Source organism: Mesorhizobium sp. M1182 (assembly GCF_040318335.1).
Lineage (GTDB): Bacteria > Pseudomonadota > Alphaproteobacteria > Rhizobiales > Rhizobiaceae > Mesorhizobium.
Window position 1 is genome coordinate 90,661 of record NZ_JAMYMD010000019.1, and the last position, 19,236, is coordinate 109,896.

At 62.0% G+C, this 19,236-nt stretch carries 11 protein-coding genes and 2 pseudogenes; 4 read left to right on the forward strand and 9 right to left on the reverse strand.

All coding sequences use genetic code 11. The features are described 5' to 3' along the window. The first annotated feature begins 231 nt into the window (after positions 1-231). Both NKH33_RS21420 and NKH33_RS21425 read left to right on the forward strand, forming a co-directional pair. Positions 232-4,749: an nSTAND1 domain-containing NTPase gene (locus tag NKH33_RS21420; protein ID WP_352780523.1), complete on the forward strand. Its 4,518-nt coding sequence runs from the start codon at positions 232-234 to the stop codon at positions 4,747-4,749. A 754-nt stretch (positions 4,750-5,503) separates the two neighbouring features. Next, positions 5,504-7,723 carry an adenylate/guanylate cyclase domain-containing protein gene (locus tag NKH33_RS21425; protein WP_352780525.1) on the forward strand — a complete coding sequence of 740 codons (2,220 nt, stop codon included), beginning with the start codon at positions 5,504-5,506 and terminating at the stop codon, positions 7,721-7,723. Between the two features lie 42 nt (positions 7,724-7,765). On the opposite strand, the gene NKH33_RS21430 is transcribed toward NKH33_RS21425, so the two are convergent. From NKH33_RS21430 to NKH33_RS21440, 3 genes are all read right to left on the reverse strand, one after another. Continuing rightward, positions 7,766-8,278, reverse strand: coding sequence for a YHS domain-containing (seleno)protein (locus tag NKH33_RS21430; protein ID WP_352540684.1), 513 nt, complete (start codon positions 8,276-8,278; stop codon positions 7,766-7,768). Between the two features lie 27 nt (positions 8,279-8,305). Next, entirely contained in the window at positions 8,306-8,842 is a 537-nt protein-coding gene (locus NKH33_RS21435) for an ankyrin repeat domain-containing protein (RefSeq protein ID WP_352663153.1), read from the reverse strand. Between the two features lie 276 nt (positions 8,843-9,118). Then, positions 9,119-9,277 carry a hypothetical protein gene (locus tag NKH33_RS21440; RefSeq protein ID WP_352921333.1) on the reverse strand — a complete coding sequence of 53 codons (159 nt, stop codon included), beginning with the start codon at positions 9,275-9,277 and terminating at the stop codon, positions 9,119-9,121. On the opposite strand from NKH33_RS21440, the gene NKH33_RS21445 reads away from it, so the two are divergent. Beyond that, the gene (locus NKH33_RS21445; RefSeq protein WP_352921348.1) at positions 9,223-9,339 is read left to right on the forward strand and encodes a DUF1330 domain-containing protein; all 117 of its coding nucleotides are present in this window, start codon (positions 9,223-9,225) and stop codon (positions 9,337-9,339) included. The two genes, NKH33_RS21440 and NKH33_RS21445, sit on opposite strands and share 55 nt — an antisense overlap. A gap of 490 nt (positions 9,340-9,829) precedes the next feature. Here NKH33_RS21445 and NKH33_RS21450 read toward each other — a convergent pair whose 3' ends face one another. From NKH33_RS21450 to NKH33_RS21465, 4 genes and pseudogenes are all read right to left on the reverse strand, one after another. Then, a complete protein-coding gene (locus NKH33_RS21450) occupies positions 9,830-11,023 on the reverse strand; it encodes an IS91 family transposase (protein WP_352921335.1) in 1,194 nt (397 codons plus the stop codon). A 3-nt stretch (positions 11,024-11,026) separates the two neighbouring features. Further along, positions 11,027-11,933, reverse strand: a pseudogene (locus tag NKH33_RS21455) (site-specific integrase). A gap of 406 nt (positions 11,934-12,339) precedes the next feature. Continuing rightward, positions 12,340-12,696 (reverse strand): hypothetical protein, encoded by a 357-nt coding sequence (locus NKH33_RS21460; protein ID WP_352773070.1) that lies wholly within the window; start codon positions 12,694-12,696, stop codon positions 12,340-12,342. 57 nt (positions 12,697-12,753) lie between these two features. Next, the gene (locus tag NKH33_RS21465) at positions 12,754-14,196 is read right to left on the reverse strand and encodes a LuxR C-terminal-related transcriptional regulator (RefSeq protein ID WP_352921337.1); all 1,443 of its coding nucleotides are present in this window, start codon (positions 14,194-14,196) and stop codon (positions 12,754-12,756) included. A 184-nt stretch (positions 14,197-14,380) separates the two neighbouring features. On the opposite strand from NKH33_RS21465, the gene NKH33_RS21470 reads away from it, so the two are divergent. After that, positions 14,381-14,761, forward strand: a complete 381-nt coding sequence (locus NKH33_RS21470) for a hypothetical protein (RefSeq protein WP_352618720.1) — start codon at positions 14,381-14,383, stop codon at positions 14,759-14,761. A gap of 359 nt (positions 14,762-15,120) precedes the next feature. Here the strand turns inward: NKH33_RS21470 and NKH33_RS21475 are convergent. Then, positions 15,121-15,700: pseudogene (locus NKH33_RS21475) on the reverse strand (dienelactone hydrolase family protein). 742 nt (positions 15,701-16,442) lie between these two features. Then, complete coding sequence (locus tag NKH33_RS21480; protein WP_352819591.1) at positions 16,443-18,188, reverse strand: adenylate/guanylate cyclase domain-containing protein; 1,746 nt, start codon at positions 18,186-18,188, stop codon at positions 16,443-16,445. Positions 18,189-19,236 lie beyond the last annotated feature (1,048 nt).

Consider the following 19,236-nt stretch of genomic DNA (forward strand, 5'->3'; position numbering starts at 1 on the left):
CGACTTCGCCGGCGACCTGGCGGTCGCGGTCGAACGGGAAGCAGCAGTTCGGCTGCAGCAGAGCGAATGACCGCATTCGGCCGGAAGCGACACCGATACCTAGATTCCGGGCAGGACTGGGCACTCAGCCTCAAACTCCCTAGCACTCCCTATTTGCTGTTTTGTAGCCTAGAGTGGGCCCAAGATGTCCGACGGAGAGCGGCAGTGGTAGTGGACCGCGTTCAGAGAAGAATGGCTGCCATCCTTGCAGCCGACGTGGTCGGCTATAGCCGGCTTATGGGCAAGGATGAGGAGGCTACGCTTGCGGCGCTGAAGGCCCACCGTGAGATCATCGACGGGCTGATTGCTGAGCACGGTGGCCGAATTTTCGGGAGCGCCGGCGACAGCGTCATCGCCGAGTTCGCGAGCCCAGTGGAAGCGGTGCGGAGCGCCACCGAGATCCAGTTGGCAATCCACCACCGAAACTCGGGCTTGCCCGAGCGGGAACGCATGCTGTTTCGCATAGGTATCAATCTCGGGGACGTCCTTGCCGACGGCGACAATCTGATGGGCGACGGCGTAAACGTCGCCGCACGCCTGGAGGCGCTCGCGCCGCCAGGGGGTATCTATGTCTCCGAGCCAATTCATACGCATGTCCGCGACCGGCTCTCGCTCGATTTTCTCGACATGGGCGAGCACAGGGTAAAGAACATAGCCCGCCCGGTACGAGTCTATCGCGTTCCGCTCGCCTCGGAGGATCAGGCCAGGTCGCCATTCCGCGGACTGGACGTCTTTGATTTCGACCATGCTGATATCTTCTTCGGTCGTGCGCGTCCGATTGCCACCTGTGTCGACAGGGTGGAACAGCTAGTCGCGAGTGGCAGAGCGTTCCTTCTAATCTATGGCATGAGCGGCTCGGGCAAATCCTCCCTGCTTCGCGCTGGACTGCTTCCCGCCATCTTGCGGCCCGGCGCGACTGCCGGGATCGTGCTTTGGCGCCGCTGCCTCATCCGGCCGTCGGAGGGATCTGACACGATCGCATCTTTCGTCGCTGGACTCCTTCAAGAAAGTGCCCTGCCAGAGCTCGCGAACGAGAGAACAGCCGCCGAGCTGGCGGAGCTCATTCGCGGCGCGCCCGACCGAGTTCCGGCGCTGATCCGCGCCGCGCTTGCCAAAGCCGCCGCTGCTGCGAACGTCTCCGCAGCGCAAGCACGCTTGGTCCTCGCTGTAGACCAGATGGAGGAGTTGTTCACTACACAAACGGGGCCGGCGCGCGAGGCATTCATTCGGCTGCTCGCTTCGCTCGCCACTAGTGGCCTTGTATGGGTGATCGCGACAATTCGGGCTGACTTCTTTCACCGCTGCGGCGAAGTTGCGGGCTTTTCGGCCCTCAAGGACGGCTTGGGCAGTTACGAGCTACTGCCGCCGACCGGTGCGGAGATTGCGCAGATCATCCGCGAGCCAGCGCGAGCTGCGGGTCTTCGCTTCGAGGAGACAGCCGACCAAGGCCGTCTCGATGATGTGCTCCAGGCAGCTGCGGGGGCCGATCCGGAATCGCTGCCGCTTCTCGAGTTCGTGCTCGATGCGCTGCACGATGCTTGTCGGGATCGGCGGATCCTCACTTTTGCCGCCTATCGTGCGCTGGGTGGCCTCGAAGGTGCGATCGCTCGGCGCGCCGACGAAGTGGCCGATGCACTTCCGGCACATGTGCAGGACACGCTGCCGGCGGTTCTCAGATCTCTGACCACAGTGCGCCTCGGCGACGAGTCAATAGCTGCGGTCCCGGCTCTGGCAACCGACGTCGCGGGCACGCCCGCCCAAGCGGAGCTGGTCGACGCATTGATCGCCGCCCGGCTGCTGGTCAGCGACGAGGATGCGGAGGGACGTGCCGTCGTTCGCGTCGCACACGAGTCCCTATTGACCCGCTGGCCGAGGGCACTGAACCTCGTCAATGCCAATAGGGAGTTCCTTGAAACCCGCGCCCGCGTCCAGACGGATGGCCGGCGATGGCATTCCGACAAGAGGAACCCGGATCTTTTGCTCCCTGCGGGCAAGCGACTCGTCGAGGCAGAGGAACTGCTTTTGTCGAGGCGAGATGAAATCGACGGCCCTACCGCGGACTATATTCAGGCGTCCTCGCTCGCGGTTAGGGAGAACGTCAAAAGAGAGCAGAACGCAGAACGAGCGCGAATGGAGGCCGAAGCTGCTGCTGCGACACTGCTTGCCCGCCGAACACGCTACGCGGCGGTCGCTGCAATTCTACTCGCGGCAATCGCAGGCGTCGGTGCTGTCGCAGGGTTCCTCGGACAGCGCGAGGCGGAGCGGCAAGCCGTCGAGGCAAAAAACAGCGCGGACCAGGCGAGAACCGCAGAGGGGCAGGCGCTGGAGGCGCGGCAGAAGGCCATCGAGGCACGTGACGAGGCCCTCCGCAGTCAGTCCCTTGCCCTGGCATTTCTCTCGCAGCAGACCGCGGCGAGCGGCGACATCGAGGCCGCCATCCTTCTTGCGCTGGAGGCGTTGCGGCCGAAAGACACTCCACCCGGACAACGCCTGGTCGAAGCCGAGGCTGCTCTCTACAACGCTCTGCTGGCGCACCGTCAACTCAGGATATTTCGCCATGATGCTGGTGCAACCTGGGTCGCCTTCAGCCCAAAGGGCGATCGCATTGTTACGGCATCCTACGATAAGACCGCTCGCATCTGGAACGTGTCGGACGGGTCGGCAATAGCCGTTTTGAAGGGGCACGAAGGGGCCCTCGAAAGAGCTTCTTTTAGCCCCGACGGAAACCGCGTCGTTACTGCCGCTCGTGACAGCACGGTGCGCGTATGGGATGCCAAGTCGGGAGCGCAGCTTTTTGTTGTTCAGCAGCCCGGTGGCTTTCCAACTGCCAAGTTCAGCCCAGACGGCACGCGAGTGCTCACTGCATCTGACGACAACAACCATGCCATGTCGATCTGGGATGCTAGAAACGGTGCGAATATCCTGACCTTGAAGGGTGGTGGAACGTCGTTCGCGGACTTCAGTCCCGATGGGTACAGCTTCGCGGCCGGACAAGGTAATAGTCGCACTGTTGGGATCTGGATTACCGAGACCGGAGAGCAGATCAAAAACTGGCGAATTCCAAACTGGCCAGATGAGGTCGTTTTTAGTCCGAACGGGAACAGGCTCCTCGTGACTTCGTGGTCGCCTTATACGTACGCTGAAACTTCAGGCCTTTGGGACGTAACGAAGGGCACCGAGATTGCTGCTCTCGGCGGTCACAAGAGCGACACCCACAGCGGGACCTTCAGCCACGACGGCCGCCTCGCCACGACGGTGTCGATCGATGGCACCGCACGGCTCTGGGATGGCGTAACCGGGAAGTTGCGCAATGTGCTTGGAGAAGAGACACCTGGGCTAAGATTGACGGATGTTACGCCGCACACGAATGATCAGGAAGTGAACAGCGCATTCAGTCATGACGACAAGCTCCTGGCTACCGCATCAATGGACGGTGGGGTGCGTGTTTGGGACGTGGAGAACGCTTCGCTTCTTACTTCTTTGAGCGGCCACCATGCCTTGGTAGAGCATGTTGAGTTTAGCCCCGTCGACAACACCTTACTCACGGCGTCGCACGATGGTACGGCTCGGCTCTGGGACATCGACGGGATTCTCACAGATGAGCTGCTTCACAAGTATTCCCCCAACTTTGCTGTCTTCAGCCCCGACAACATACACCTTGTTACCGGAGGCGGAGACAGCCTCGCGCATCTGTGGGATGTCGCCGGCGCCCATGAGACGGCTGAGCTTGAAACGCATGAGCCGCTTCAGGCGACGGCGTTCAGTCCGGATGGCCATCGCCTCGCCACTGCGACCCTCAGCGGCGAGATTCTGATTTGGGACGTTGACAGCGGGCGGCAACTCAGGCGGCTCGAAATGGGACGCGCCGCGGTCGCGAGTGTTCAGTTCAGCCCCGATGGAAAGCTCGTTGGATGCGCATCGCTTGCAGGGGTGGCACAGCTGTGGGGCAGCGATGGCGAGACGGCCACCCTCAAAACGAGTGCCACTTTGCCGAATGCTGTCTTTAGCCCTGATGGGCGGCTCGTTCTCACAGCGACCAGCGACAATATTGTGCATCTGTTGCGGACCGATGGGACCGAGGTTCGCACTTTCGTGGGGCATCGGAACGGCATTACCAGTGCCGCCTTCAGTCAGAATGGTTTGCTCGTCGCAACCGGTTCGCTGGACCAGACCGCGCGCATTTGGTCGCTTAAGGATGGAAGTACTGTCCAGGTGCTACAGGGGCATGACGAACCCCTGACTGATGTGGCTTTCAGCCCTGACGGTCAGTCGTTGTTGACTGCCTCGCGTGACAGCACCGCCCGCATCTGGAACGTTGCTGATGGAACCAGAAAGGCAGTCCTCAAAGGCCACCGAGGCGCCGTAGAGAGCGCGCGATTCAGTCCGAACGGCATCTATATCGTTACGACATCATCGCAGGATCGGACAGTCAGGGTTTGGGCTACGGCGTCTGGCCGTGAGATAGCAACGATTTCCGAGCGTCAGGATAAGCTCAATCGACCGAAGGTGACCCGCGCCGCGATGAATTCGAAGGGCACGGCGATCGCCGTCGTTTCAGGCGATGAACGGGTGCGCATAATCCGAGCGTTTCCGACATCCAACGATCTCATCGACTATGCAAAAACCGTCGTGCCGCGCCAGCTCACACCATGCGAGCGCCGGCGCTTCTTCTTGCCCGGCGGGAGCGACGTTCCCGACTGCCCAGGATAGCGACAAACACTCGCAAAGGAGAACACGGCCACGCTCAGGCCGGCGCGCGTGTTCCCAGACGACCAGCGCAGGCCGTGTCGGATCTGGTCATCAGCCATGGCCAGAACCATCTGATCGGATCTCCTTCAGACTTGTTCGCATCAAGAGAGAGTTACCAAGATGCGCAACCCGCTGAAAGGTACACGGCATATCGAACTTGGAACGCAGGCGACCATTCTAGCTAACCGCTGTCTGCACATTAGCAGAGGCATAGGCAGCCAAAGGAAGCAGTGTGATAGGCGCTGCTCAAAAATGGGCAGGATGTCCCAATTGGGTCACGCCAGGACGTGCCTACACCAACCTGAATGTCCGCTCCTGAAGATTCGCAGACCGAAGCCGCCATTTCGCTCTCGGACCCGCTGCGGGCCTTGCCGCTGGCAAGACAGCTCTGGCTCCACTGCGGCGCGATACGGCATCCTGACCAACGAGCTGTATGCCAGGGTGAGGGTCTTCCCAATACTGGCAGGCGTCTAGCGGATCAATCCGCCGCAGGATCAGCGGTCTGACGCGGGCCTGCTTGAGATCGGCGATATCGGATCCGCGTTCGCGATCCCTGCAATGCCGCACAAAACCTGTGTGGTACACGATTTGGCGCAAAGGTTTCCCGCACTGGGCGGTTTCAAAGACTTCAGTGCTCGACATGCAGCATCCCAGGTTCCGGCTCCTTGGCCGCGCATATGGTCTTGCCATGGAGCTTTCCCTATAGTCATGCCCAGTGGAACAGGTTCAACATCTCGAACGGAAGCTGGTCGCTATCCTCGCCGCCGACGTGGTGGGGTACAGCCGGCTGATGGGGCTGGACGAGACGGGCACCCTCTCGCGGCTCAAGGCGCTCCGGCGCGAACTCATCGAACCGTCGATCGAAGGGTACCATGGCCGCATCGTCAAGCTCATGGGCGACGGTGCTCTGGTCGCGTTCGAGAGCGTCGTCGATGCGGTAGCCTGCGCCGTCGAAATCCAACGGGTCACCGCGCAGCAGAACCTCGGTCTTCCCGAAGATACCCGGATCGTGTTCCGCATCGGGATCAACCTTGGTGACGTGATCCCCGACAAGGACGACTTCTACGGCGACGGCGTCAACATCGCGGCCCGGCTGGAAGGACTGAGCGATCCTGGCGGCATCGTCATCTCGGGAACGGCCTACGATCAGGCTCACAACAAGCTCGGCCTGACCTTCAAGTCACTCGGCGAACAGCGTCTCAAGAACATTCCAGAGCGGGTCCGCGCCTATCGGGTTCTGCTGGAACCGACCGCAGGAGCCAATAAGTCGCGCTCTCGGCGATGGCCTGTGATCGGCGCCACGGTGCTCGTTCTGGCTCTGATAGCGGGGATTGCGGTGATTCTCTGGCCGCAAGCGATTGCCCTGCTGCCCGGTCATGGTTCCACCCCGGTCGGTTCGTCGGTCGGCAAGCCCTCCATCGCCGTGCTACCGTTTACCGATCTTAGCGAGAAGGCAGGCCAGGATTATTTTGCGGAAGGGCTCGCAGACGATCTCATCACCGATCTCTCGAAGATCTCGGGGCTCCTCGTCATCGCACGCAACTCCGCGTTCTCCTTCAAGGATCGATCCCTCGACGTCGACGAGATCGCTGCGCAGTTGAACGTCCGTTACGTGGTCGAGGGCAGCGTCCGGCGGGAGGAAGATCTAGTCCGCATCAATGTCCAGCTCATCGATGCCCAAACGGGGAGCAACATCTGGGCCGAGCGATACGACCGCGACTACTCCAGGATATTTGCACTTCAAGACGAAGTGATCGGGCGTATCGTTGAGGCACTTTCGGTGCGTCTGACGGAAGGCGAACGAGCGCAGATTGCTCGCCTCCCCACGCGAAGCCTGGAGGCATACGATTTCTACACCCGAGCCGAGCAGAAGGTTTATGTGGTCGACAACAGGTCTCTCGGAGAGACCCTGTCCCTGTATCAAAAGGCGATCAAGCTCGATCCTACGTTTGCAGATGCTTACTCGGGCTATGCCCGCGCCACGGTGGACGTGCTCGGCTTCGACTACCAGGTGCTCATGCTCAGCGCCGTCGCTCGCCAGCGCTCCTACGAAGCGGCAGGGCGGGCGCTGGAGCTCAATCCGCAATCTGCGCGCGCCTATGCCGTGCTCGGCATCCTGCAGATGCTGGACGGCGAATGGGACCAGGCGATCGCGTCGGTCCAGAAAGCCGTCGCGCTGGACCCGAACGGCGCGGAGGCGGAGCTCAATCGGGCGATCGTGCTGACCTACGCAGGACAGAACCTGGAGGCGCTGGCAGCGATGGAACGCGTGTTGCGGCTCGATCCCAAGCCGCGCGCTCAGGTCTTCGACTATTACGGCTTCGTGCTCTACATGAACCATCAGTACGAGAAGGCTTTGCAGGCGCTGAGCAAGGTCCAGCCGGGAGAGCGCAGCGACCTTGGTCTCGAAACGCTGGCCATGGCAAATGCGCGGCTTGGCCGCATGGCCGAGGCGCACGATGCGGCTGCAGCAATCCTGAAAGAGATACCCGAACAGAACCTCGCTGGTTATCGTGTCGTTTACGCCCACCATCGGCGGCAAGAGGACCTCGATCACCGGCTGGGCGCCCTTCGCGCCGCGGGGATTCCCGAGCGGAGCTTCGATTTTCGCGGGCGGGAGGAGGACCGCCTGGGCGGCGCCGCGATCCGAGCCCTAACGGGCGATCGGACATGGGTAGGACATCAACACAATGGCGCAGCGTTCGTCATGGAGCTGAGTGCAAATGGAGATGTCGCACTGAGCTCGCAAAGCAGCATCATCACCGGCACGTCCAGCGTGGATGGCGACCTCTTCTGCACGCAATCCACCGCGACCTTGCTCGGCCGCAAGTTCTGCGCCCCGGTCTATCGCAATCCCCAAGGGAGCAGCGATACGCAGGACGAGTACGCTTGGCCGGACTCCGTCACAGTCTGGTATTTCTCGGTGTCTCCGTGACGGGCGCCATTCAACTTGCGGGCTCACGACATCGCGCCGGAGCTAGTTGGCGGCCGCTCTAGCCTCGAATTCCTTCGCCTCCACTGCGGGCCATTCGGCTTCCCCTTTCGCAATGACAGGCGCCGGGTTGGCATCGAAGTCTTCCTCCAGGCCCTCCTTTCCGGAGAACAGGAAGAGCTTGCCATTGACGATGCGGAAGGCTTCCGGGTCAAGGTTCGCGGATGCCTCCTTAACTGACATTCCCCCGGTGCAGAAGCCGCCGAACTGAGGGGCATAGCGCACCGGCTCGGAAACAAAGGCATCCCGGTGTTGGACGCTGGCGAAGTACCACGTTGCTCCGAGCCACTTCCTCGAGATCTTGGGCGAACCCATCGTCGCGCGACCGTCGGTGAAATATGCTACCGGATCATAACCCAGGATGGCGACATTGCCGAAGTATCCGGTGTTCACTCCGTCGCCGGCGTGGGATCCACCGGTGCCGAAGAGGAGGAGGGAGGCGGCGGCTACTCCCGCGCATAGCAAACTGTCAAACGTTCTGGAACGGTTCTCTGTCATGTTCTCCTCCAGTAGCCTTTCTCGATGTCAGTTGCCGAGGGCGATGCACACCTTGTACGACGACCCCATCGTTTCCTTGGGTTGGCATTTTGCGCCGTGCTTCTTGAGCAAAACCATCACGTCGGTGCTCTGATAGAATGTCGCGCGGCTGAGAGGCGTGTACCCGTATTCCTGGATTGCCTCGACCTGTGCGCCGTGCGAGATCAACAGCTCCGCGATGGCCGTCTGGTTCTCTTCTGCTGCCACATGCAGCGGCGTGATCTTGTGCGTGCTCAACGCGTCGACCTCGGCCCCGTGGTCGAGCAGCAATTTTGCGATGTCCAGGCTTCCTGAGTAGGCTGCCGCATGTAGCGCGGTGAAGCCGCGATCGTTGCGGGCTTCGATGTCCGCCTTGGCCCCGATCAACGCAATGGCGACCTCGGTCTTGCCGGCAAGCGCCGCATCGATCAGCGGGGTCTGACGGCTCTCGTCGCGATCGTTCACATTGGCGCCTTGTGCCAGGAGTTCGGCAACCTTTCCGGCGTCGCCCTCCCGAGCAGCGTCGTTGAGCGGCCCGGCCGTCACCGCACCGACGGCAAACCAAGAAATGAAAGCAACGACCAGAGCCCGACTGACAAGCCGAAGCCAACCGGTTTCGAAAAGCCTGACCCGGATCGGGAAGGCCCTCGCCAGCAACAATCGCCTGTAGACCGTCATCGTCTAACCCTCCGGGCGCGCTCGCCCGCGGATGGACGTATATGAGATCAGTCTAATACATTTGGCGCAGCGGAGCCATAGGGTGTCGGGCTTATGCGCGAGTCGAAGTCGCGCGAGGCGCCCTGTATCACCCCCGGCAGCGGGCTATCCGGGCACCAGCACCACGACCGCTAGAATGGCCATCAGCAGGTAGGCGGCCATGCCGATCATATCGTGCTGCCGGAGCGCCAGATCGCGGACACAGCCATATTCCTTCTCGGTCGGCTGCCGAAGCCTGGTATGGGTCGCCGGGCTATCAGGCAATCCTACCGCTTCGCCTGCAGAGCATGACTTGCAATGCCATCATTGTTGATGGGGCAGATTAGCGCTTAATCCTTTGTTGCGGCTAACCCCTTCAACGGAGATCGCCAAATAGTCAGAACCAAACTTTCCAAGCAGCTTTTACAGGCTGAATTCGGCCGCTTTATGATTGAGGCGGAGCGGCTTCAGATCTTGGTCCCACCCGGCTGAACGTCCGCTATCATTCTTCGGACGCCAGAAGCCGCCATTCCGCTGTCGTGAAGAGTTTCGGGCGCCGGCAGGCGTACGAAAGTCCCCGAGGAAGGAACCCGTGGGCCACAGTCGATGGCTATGGGGATTTCGATTTGCGGCTGGTGTCGGCGACGGCGCGACCGCCGTCGGCAAGCGGCGGGTTTGATGCGGACGGACCGCTTCGCCTTTCAGCCACGCGGTATTGTCGGCTCGGCGCGCGGCCGGACGCGACCCGTTCGGCGTCGATGATCACCATGGACACGCGTGGGTCCGTTGCCGGAGGCTGGGCGCCTGCGGCTGAACGCTGGAGCATGCCATGCCGGGTCATGGACACTTCTGCCGGTTTGTCGTCGGCGCATCCGGCGGTCCACGCGGCTGCTTCCACCGTTCGAACACCTCGATGACAATCATGCGTCCGCCACAGCAGGGGCATGGCGGGTGAAAGTCGTCCGGTTCATCGGGGTCGCCGGGGTCGGGCGGCGCGGCGACGCCCAGCAGTTCGCGCGCCAGCGCGAGGCTGGCCTTGCGAGCGGAACCGGCGAGCAGGCCGTAGTGCCGGATGCGATGGAAGCCGCGTGGCAGGACATGAAGCAGGAAGCGGCGAATGAACTCGTCGGTCGCGAGCACCATGACCTGCTGACGATCGGCGCCGTCGCGGCGGTAGTCCTTGTAGCGGAAGGTGACGCCGCTCTTGTCGAAGGCGATCAGCCGGCTGTTCGAAATCGCGACCCGGTGCGTGTAGCGCGACAGATAGGCGAGTACCGCCTCCGGTCCCGCGAACGGCGCCTTGGCATAGACCACCCAGCGCTTCTTCCGGATGGGAGCAAGATGGCGCAGGAATGCCCGCCGCTTGATCAGGTGCGCGATCGACCCGAAGAAGCTGAGCCGGCCCGCCTCGTGCAGCGCGACCAGCCGGGTGAGAAACAGGCGGCGGAACAGCTTCCCGAGAATCCTCACCGGGAGCAGGAAGGCCGGGCGCGACGATATCCAGCGGCTTCCGTCCGGCGCGATGCCGCCGCCCGGCACGATCATGTGGACATGCGGATGGTGCGTCATCGCCGATCCCCATGTGTGTAAGACGGCGGTGATGCCGATGCGCGCGCCGAGATGCTTCGGATCCGTAGCGATCGTCAGCATCGTCTCCGCTGCCGCCTTGAACAGCAGCTCGTAGACGAGCGCCTTGTTGTGGAAGGCGATGTCGGCGACCTCGGCGGGCAGCGTGAACACGACATGGAAGTAGCCGACCGGCAGCAGATCGGCCTCGCGCTCGGCCAACCACGTCCGTGCGGCCGCGCCCTGGCACTTCGGGCAGTGCCGGTTGCGGCAGGAGTTGTAGGCGATGCGCCATTGGCCGCAGTCCTCGCAGGCTTCGACGTGACCGCCAAGGGCTGCGGTGCGGCAATACTCGATCGCCGACATGACCTTGAGCTGGGCGAGGCTCAGGTGACCTGCATGGGCAGCCCGGTAAACGGGTCCGGCAGCACGGAAGATGTCGGCGACCTCGATCGAGGCGCGCACGGCTCAGATGTCGGGCGAGACCTCTCCCGGCTTGAACAGCCCGAGCTTGTCGAGCGGGCTCGTCACGGCACGCACCGTCCGGGTCGCCACCTTCGCGTAAAGGGCGGTGTTGTTGAGCTTGGCATGCCCGAGCAGGACCTGGATGATCCGGATGTCGGTGCCGTCCTCCAGCAGGTGGGTGGCGAAGCTGTGGCGTAGCGTGTGCGGCCCGACCCGCTTGGCGATGTCGGCGGCCTGGGCCGCCTCGACGACGATGCGATAGAGCTGCCGCGTGCTGATCGGCTTCATCGCGTGCTGTCCGGGGAACAGCCAGCCGTCGCGGTGCATCACGCCCTGCTGACGTCCGACCTTCCACCACTCACGCAGCAACAAGAGCAGGTCCTCCGAGAGCATGGCGTTGCGATAGCGCCCGCCCTTGCCACGCTCGACGCGCAGCAGCATGCGCTCGCTGTCGACGTCGGCAACCTTCAGCATCGACACCTCGGCGACACGCAGGCCCGCGCCATAGGCGACTGACAATGCGGCCTGGTGCTTGAGGCAGGTGGTGGCGTTGAGCAGCCGGGCCACCTCGTCGCGGCTGAGCACCACGGGCAGGTTGCGCGGATGCGCCAGCCGGACGAGCCGACGCGCCAGGTCCGGGCGGTCGAGCGTTTGGGTGAAGAAGAAGCGCAGCGCCGACACGATGCTGTTCATCGTCGGCACGGGAACGCCGTCTTCCTGCTGCTCGATCTGAAACCGACGTAGGTCGTCGGCGGTCGCTGTGTCTGGTGAACGCCCGAGGAATGTCGCCAGGCGTCCGATAGCGGAGATAGTTGCGCTGCGTCTCGCGTGAGAAACGCCGCATGTTCATGTCGTCGATCAGCCGCTGGCGCAGCGGGCTGATGGGTGCATCGAGAACGGGATGGTGCATGGTCAGGCTCCTTGTTGAAGAAGCCCGTCATGCTCTGCTCGAGCCGAACGACGCTCAACGCCAGCGCGACGACCGGTTCTTGATCTCTACCTCAACCGCAGGCGCCCCTCCAGCGCAGCGGGTTCGTTCGTCGGCCTCGTTCTAGTCATTCCAATCCATCCGTGCGATGATCCGCAGTCAACGCTGCTCGGCCACTGGGCCGAACGGGCGAAAGCAACGTGCGCCGTGAGACGGCGTTGCCCACCCATTAATCCGCTACGACGGGGCCCTCGCAGGCTCCCGTTTTCCGCGTCCGAAGTCATCGACCGACTCGGCTTCCATCGGCTTTGGCAAGACTAATAGTCGAGCCCACGTACATCAATGTTTTCAGCTCGCCACTTCTCGACAGAAGGGCTGTCGATTGTGGTCATTGTCCTATTCTCAACATGACCTTGCGCCCGTCGGAAAGGGTTCCCGTTCCTGTGCCAGCCGGGGGTTGTCTGCTGGTCAGCGAGAACACGAACCGGGACGAGAGTTGCCCGCAAACGATCGTTCCTTCTCCATGCGAGAACGCAATATTGACGGTAGCCGTCCCTCGGCATTCGACCCCGGCATTGGTCTGTCCGCTAATGGTTCCGAGCCGTGTAATGCTGTTGACGGAAGCCGTCCCGGAAAAGGAGAGCGTCCCATCAACAGTTTGACCAGAGACTGGTGCAATGATGGTGAGCGGATACTGCGCCTGCGCGTAGCCGACAGCGTCTACGACGCCATAGGCAATCAACATTGTCGCTAAGACTCGCTTGGTCGCGCCGAGGGCTCCGCAATGGTATCTCAATTGAAGCTAGGCCAGCCCCGCGCGGCGGGCGCCCTCCCGGATCGCGGCAATTGCAGGAGGACTGGTGACTGGATAGGAGCCGATAAATCCTTCGGCCGAAATGTCTGGAAATTCTCTCGCCAACCGGTTGGCAATCTTTATTGCCTGAGGTGTTTCGCCGAGCATGGCGTGCGCCATGGCTTGGAACAGCAGCGTTGCAGGCGAGTCCGGCGGAGCTTGGCTGAACGCGGTCAGGCACTCCCTGTGGAGACCTACAACGAAGCTCGACCGGCCCAGCATGCTATAGTACCAGGAAACATGTGGATTGAGACGGATCGCGCGCTTCGCCAGTTCATATCCTTCCTGCGGGTCGCCTGTCACGAATGCCTTTCCTCCGGCAAGCAAGGCAAGGGTATCGGCATCGTGCGGGGCGGCCGCCAAGGCAAGATCATGTTCTCTTGCTGTGGCAACGAGATCGCCCTGCAAGGCTCGAAGCTCGGCTAGACATATGCGCGCATGGGTATCACCCGCGTCGAGCGCCAAAGCTCGTTCGAGGCACAGTTTCCAGCGCTCCTTTGCGGCGGAAGGGTCATTGGTAAACGCATTGATGGCGGCGACGGCATGCGCCAGCCCCAAGACTGTCCAGGCTCTGGCAAGATCCGGGTCCAGCTCGATGGCACGCGTCAGAAGCCGCACCGCTTCCGCATTCGAAGCGTGCGTGTACAAATTGTGCTGCTCGACGCCGAGCAGATAGTAGTCATAGGCACGAAGGCTGGCGGGGTGTTTTCGACGGACGACATCACGTCGAAGTTTTGCGAGCTTGCCGCAACAGCTAGCAAGGACATTGACGACGTTTTCGGTGACTATGTCCTGCATCGCAAACAGGTCTTCCGCAGATCGATCATAGCGGGCCGTCCACAAATCGACTCCAGTGCGCGCGTCGACGAGTTGGACGCAGATCCGCAGCTGCTGCGCTGCCGCCTGCAAGGTCCCCTCAAGTAGATAATCCGCATTCAGTTCCCGCCCGATGGATCGCACGTCATCGCGCCGTCCCTTGTACGAGAGCATGGTCTGGCGGGCGATGACCGCAAGGTCGGGGTAGCGAGCGAGGTCGACCATGATGTCCGCCGACAAGCCATCGGCCAAGCGGTTCCATGCTTCGTCCGCGCTCAGATTGTCGAAAGGGAGAACCGCAACGACTGTTGGCCCTGAGCCCTCTACCGAAAGGCCACCGGATGGTGCCTGGCCCGTGTCTTGCTCGTGTTGGTTGGCAAGCAAGGTTGCAAGCGCCACTTTGTTGCGAATATCGAGTTTCCGATAGATGGCCGACAGATGGGTCCGAACGGTAGTCGGCGCTATGAAGAGCGTCTCGCCGATTTCACGATAGGTCATCCCCTCGGCGAATTTTGCAGCGACCACCCGCTCCCGGTCCGACAGACCGGTCAGAGGATTGCTTACGGCGCGAAGCATCGCTTCAAGTCTCCGATCCGCTACGAGTTGTGGCCGACCCGGCACGGCAAAATACTACAGATGCGATCCCGAAAACACAGCATTTGCACGATGCCATCCGACCGCCAGCAATTCTAGGCTTTCCTGTCGATACGGTTTCGTAGGGTCGCAGAGCCCCCAATCCATTCTGTAACAGGAGGTATCCATGACAAAGTCCTCAATCTTTGCCGCAATGCTGGTGCTGCCTTTGTCGGCTGGACCATGCTTGTCCGAAGGCATGCAATCTGGTGGCAAGCTGATTTCCGAAGATGCCACGAGAGCGGTTAGTGCCGAATTGTATTCCGATATTCTCATCCGAGCGTGCAGGAATGGATGGCGCTATCCTCGGAGCCAAATCGAGAACGGCTTCAAACGGCATCTCTGGGAGCTGAAATTGCAACTGGTCGATCAGGGTTACACGATCGTGCCTGGTGCGAAAGCGAACAACTCGCCCCGGAGTCTCTCCGCAACGGCATTTGTCGCCAAGCGCCAATCTGTCGCGTCGCGCCAGTTCGGCTGTTCCCGCCAATACTGGCTCGACGAGTGATCGTTCTGGAGCGCGCAACCGGGGCAGCATATCAGGCAAGTATTGTGGTCAATTGGCTTCCTAGTCCGGTCGTATCGGCTCGGTGGCTCCCTTTGAGTTCCAAGCTACATGTTCGGTCTAGGATCCGACGGATGTCTGGAATGGGTCAGGGGCGCGATTCGGCCAAGGGCGAACGAGCATCCGCCTGGGGTCGTGAGCTGAATGACTGCTTTTGCCAACGGGATGCTCGAAAGCTGCCGATCTGCTTGCGGCCCCGATTCGGTCATTTTGAAATATAGCCTTTGATGACTGCATGTGGCGCTCCTTGCTCCTCCCGATGGACGGGACGACCGCACTCAATAAGGCCCTCGCCGACATGGTTAGACACGGTCCAGGAACTCGAGCACCCGCCGCGTGAGCAGTGCGCTGGCAGCCGCGTCGTACGACGGGAGCGAGCTGTCGGCGAAGTGGTGCTGGTCGTCGGGATAGAGGAACAGCTCCGCGTCCTCGACCTTCTCCACGATCTCGCGAGCGGCGTCGATGTCGCCCTCGCCGATGAAGATCGGGTCGTTATCCATACCGTGGATCTGGACCGGGACGTCGTCCGGCCAGGATCCGAAGGCCCACTCGCCGCTAATCGGCAGACAGGAGTGGACGAGCAGGGCTCCGCAGGCACCGGGTCGTGTCTGTGTGAGCTTCTGCGCCGGCAGTACGCCGAACGAGAATGCGGCGTAAACGAGCTCGGGGTCAGATCGCCGGCGACGCGGACGCCGCGCTCCCGCATGTCGTCGAACCTGATCTCACCGATTTAGGCGAGACCCTCGTCAATACTCCGGAATGTGCGTCCGTCGAACAGGTCCGGCGTATGCACGGTGTGCCCGGCTGCCCGCAGGTCGTCAGCGAACGCGCGCACGCCGGGAGTCAACCTTGTGCGTGGTGGACCAGCAGGACCTCGGCCATGGGAGCCTCCAGATGGGACGTGGATTGCGGCGATAATTGCGAATCGCTTCGCAGAACTGCAAGCGATTTCGCTGTGCATCGAAGAACTTCCAAATGATGATAAGCCTCGGCGTATCGTCTTTTCCCGGCGTGACGACGCGGGGAAACCGATCTACACCAACAGATAGGCGGCGACGAAAATGCTTCGGCGTTACCCGCGTCCGCCAGACGGACGCACCGCGGTGGTAGTGTCTTGGTTCGAATTTCCGCCAAGGTTGACTCCGGCCGATGCGCGAAAGGCAGCTTGAATGAGCGCCATGAAAGTCGCTTTGAGCGCGTCCATTCGTTCAAGAACCCTAAGCTGCCGAACGACCGAAATCGACGGCGAAGGACTGGCTGGGTGGATACTGTTGAAAAAGTCCGGCGCACCGCAAATCGCCACCGATCTTAGAATCCAGTTCCACCCTGGCGCATTGCATGGAATCAGGATTCAATTTTGGGGTCTCTACGAAACGCCATCCTACGAAAGTGCCACGGGCGACCGCGACGCGGACTTTTTTGAACAATATCGGTATCGGTGGAGACCGGAAGTTCGACGCGAACCCAACAGAGAGCTCGCCGGCTGTTCACAGCTGCTCTACGGGCTCGGTCCTCGGACAAGCCGGCCAGAGAACTATCCTTCCAGAAGCGGCGCGGGATGAAGGGGCGCGTCCGCCTGGCCGGACGTGACGCGCAGGAGAGGGCATCTTTGCAGCCGCGACGATCACTCCGGCACGCCGGCAATACCCAACGCTTCGACGTAGTGCTCGGCGAACACCTTGTCCCGCCACGGGTTGATCTGCCTCTGCAGGCCGAGCGTGTAGGTCGGGAACGCCTCCATCAGCCGCCGCGCCGCCGCCTGCGCTTCGTCCGGCCGGTTGAGTTTGACCAGCGCCATGATCACCACCCGGTGCGAGGAGCCGTAATTCGGCATCTCGCGCAGCGCTCGTTCTCCCCAAGCCAGCGCTTCCTCGTAGCGTTCGAGCATCAGGTAGCTCATCCCGATGCCGGAGAGCGCGATGCCCTTCTCGGGGTCGACCGGACTCAGCCGCATCGCCCTGTGGAAGTGCTCGATCGCGACGAGGGGGTGGCCGGAATGGGCGTTCACCCAGCCGCTGCCCGTATGGCCCTGCGCCGAATTGGGGTTGAGGAGCAGGGACCGTTCGATCGTGTCCAGCGCCGTCTCGTAATCCTTGGCGCTGTAGGCGATCACCTGCGCGGCGAAACGCAAGCTTGTCGGGTCGTCTCGCGCGTCCGCCAGCACCTCGCGGGCCATGCGCACCGCGACGCGGATATCGTCGGGCTCGTGCCAGCACTGACTCACCGACAGGCTGCGGATATAGGCACCGAGTGCCTTCGCCAGGGTGAAGTCTGGGTCGATGCTGAGCGCCTCGTTGGTGAGCCGGCGCACGTCGGCGAAGCCTTCGCGCGTCATGCTGTAGAAGCGCGGCAGCGCACGAAGGTAGAGGTCGTAGGCACCGATGTAGTCGGTCGGCTTCATGCGCGCCTGCTTGATCTCCTGCAGCCGGATGCTCGGTTCGACAGCGCCGACGACGCTCTCGGTCACCTTGTCCTGCAGGTCGAAGATGTCGCTCACGTCGCCCTCGAAGCGGTCGGCCCAGACATGGTGTCCGCTGATCGCGTCCACCAACTGCCCACTGATGCGCACCCGCGATCCTGCTTTGCGGATGCTGCCTTCGAGCACGTAGCGGACGCCCAGCTCGCGCCCGACCTGGCGCAGGTCCACCGCCCGGCCCTTGTAGGTGAAGGACGAGTTGCGGGCGATCACGAAAAAGGAGTTCACCCGGCTCAATCCCGTGATGATGTCCTCCACCAGCCCGTCGGCGAAGTATTCCTGGTCGGGATCGCCGCTCATGTTGGTAAAAGGCAGAACCGCGATCGAGGGTTTCGCGGGCAGCGGAGGCGATGCAGCCACCGAGGCGCCGGCGTCGGTCTCGACGCGGTAGGCGCGCACCGGCCGCTCGATGTTTTTGAGGCGCAGATTGCCGAGTGGCGTGAAGCCGCAGTCGAGCTTGCCCTGAAGGTGGTCGTAGGCGGTGCCTGAGACGACCACGGTGCCGGGGTCGGCGATGCTGTCGAGGCGGGCTGCGATGTTGACCCCGTCGCCGTAGAGGTCGCCGTCCTCCTCGCAGACCACGTCGCCGAGATTGACGCCGATGCGGAAGCGAATCCGCTCTTCCTCGGGCATCTCCGCCTCGTGTTCTGCCAGGGCCTGCTGGATCGCCATCGCCGAGGCCACCGCGTTGACGACGCTCGCGAACTCACACAGCATGCCGTCGCCGGTGAGCTTGACGATCCGACCCCGGTGCTCAGAGACCAGCGGTTCGAGGAGGTCCTTGCGGTAGATCTTCAGCCGCTCGAGCGTGCCGCGCTCGTCGCGCTCCGTCAGGCGCGAATAGCCGACGACGTCGCACACCATGATCGCCGCGAGGTGGCGCTGCGTGTTCATTGCACCGCTCGGCCAAGCGCCTGCACGCGGGCCGCCCCGCGTCCATGTCCTGCCAAATTCCTGACGCCCCATGTGCATGGTATCCGTCTCTCCCAGTCGCCGCCCGTCGCCGATAGAGAGCGGAAAACGCAGCTCGACCTTGCCTTCACGAGATTTCGCTATCCCGCTTGCGAGGCGTGGAGCATTCCAGTCGCCGCGCTAACAGCCAACCGGCGACACGCCCACGCAGCCTCTGGGGACGCTGACACGCCACTCCCAGAAGGCCGGAGATATTTACTGCCCTTGGTAACCGGTTGACGCCACCGTGGCGGTGCTTTTGTCACCGCGATGTAACAGTGAGATGCCTACGAACGCGCATCGGGCATCACACCAGACGTTCGCGCTTTAGAGGTGCTGAGGTCGGAAAGTGGCGCGATGCGGACTTCGCCTACTCGGCAGCTGCCAGCGTGGGTCAAACGGCTTGGTTGGATAGAAACTTGCCGCATGGCGCGGCCTGTCGGAACAGCGTGATTGCGGCAAGGAGCCGACATCGAGTGGCCCCGCGTTGAGGCTTGCTCAAACTAGTCGCTCGCGGGCCGTTGAATCGAAATCACGAAGCCTAGACCTAAGGGCAGACGTTAGTCCTCCGGAATTTCGGTGACAGTGCACTTTGTGTCGCGTTCGCGCGACCGTCGTGTGTCGATTGACTGCGTGGCGGCGCGCTCGCCAAAGTGCTGCGTAGGACTATCCAACGCGCGGCAAAAGAGCACTGGGCATGTTTTACAAGCCGCTTCGCGAAGTTGCCACGGACGATGATCACCTAGGAGCCTTAGGACATCCGCCCGCAATCACCAAAATCCTCAATCAACGATCGGCACATGAGGTCGCCGCCACAAAGCTGTGGCTAACCGACCTTCCACGTTCTCGCCGATACCCTCGTCACACCAGTCGCTGGCTCAGGCACGCGTCGCCATCGCCCTGTGACGCGCCGACTACAATCCTGTTTCATAACACCCATCTGTCTATGTCGTTGAAGTGAATAGGTTTTGCTGATCTGGATGCGATCCCG

What these genes read in the sequence shown, in the direction of transcription:
- NKH33_RS21420 (WP_352780523.1), top strand. Translation starts at nt 232, where the DNA reads ATGGCTGCCATCCTTGCAGCCGACGTGGTCGGCTATAGCCGGCTTATG.
- NKH33_RS21430 (WP_352540684.1), bottom strand. Translation starts at nt 8,278, where the DNA reads ATGACAGAGAACCGTTCCAGAACGTTTGACAGTTTGCTATGCGCGGGA.
- NKH33_RS21460 (WP_352773070.1), bottom strand. Translation starts at nt 12,696, where the DNA reads ATGTTGATTGCCTATGGCGTCGTAGACGCTGTCGGCTACGCGCAGGCG.
- NKH33_RS21465 (WP_352921337.1), bottom strand. Translation starts at nt 14,196, where the DNA reads ATGCTTCGCGCCGTAAGCAATCCTCTGACCGGTCTGTCGGACCGGGAG.
- NKH33_RS21470 (WP_352618720.1), top strand. Translation starts at nt 14,381, where the DNA reads ATGACAAAGTCCTCAATCTTTGCCGCAATGCTGGTGCTGCCTTTGTCG.
- NKH33_RS21480 (WP_352819591.1), bottom strand. Translation starts at nt 18,188, where the DNA reads ATGAACACGCAGCGCCACCTCGCGGCGATCATGGTGTGCGACGTCGTC.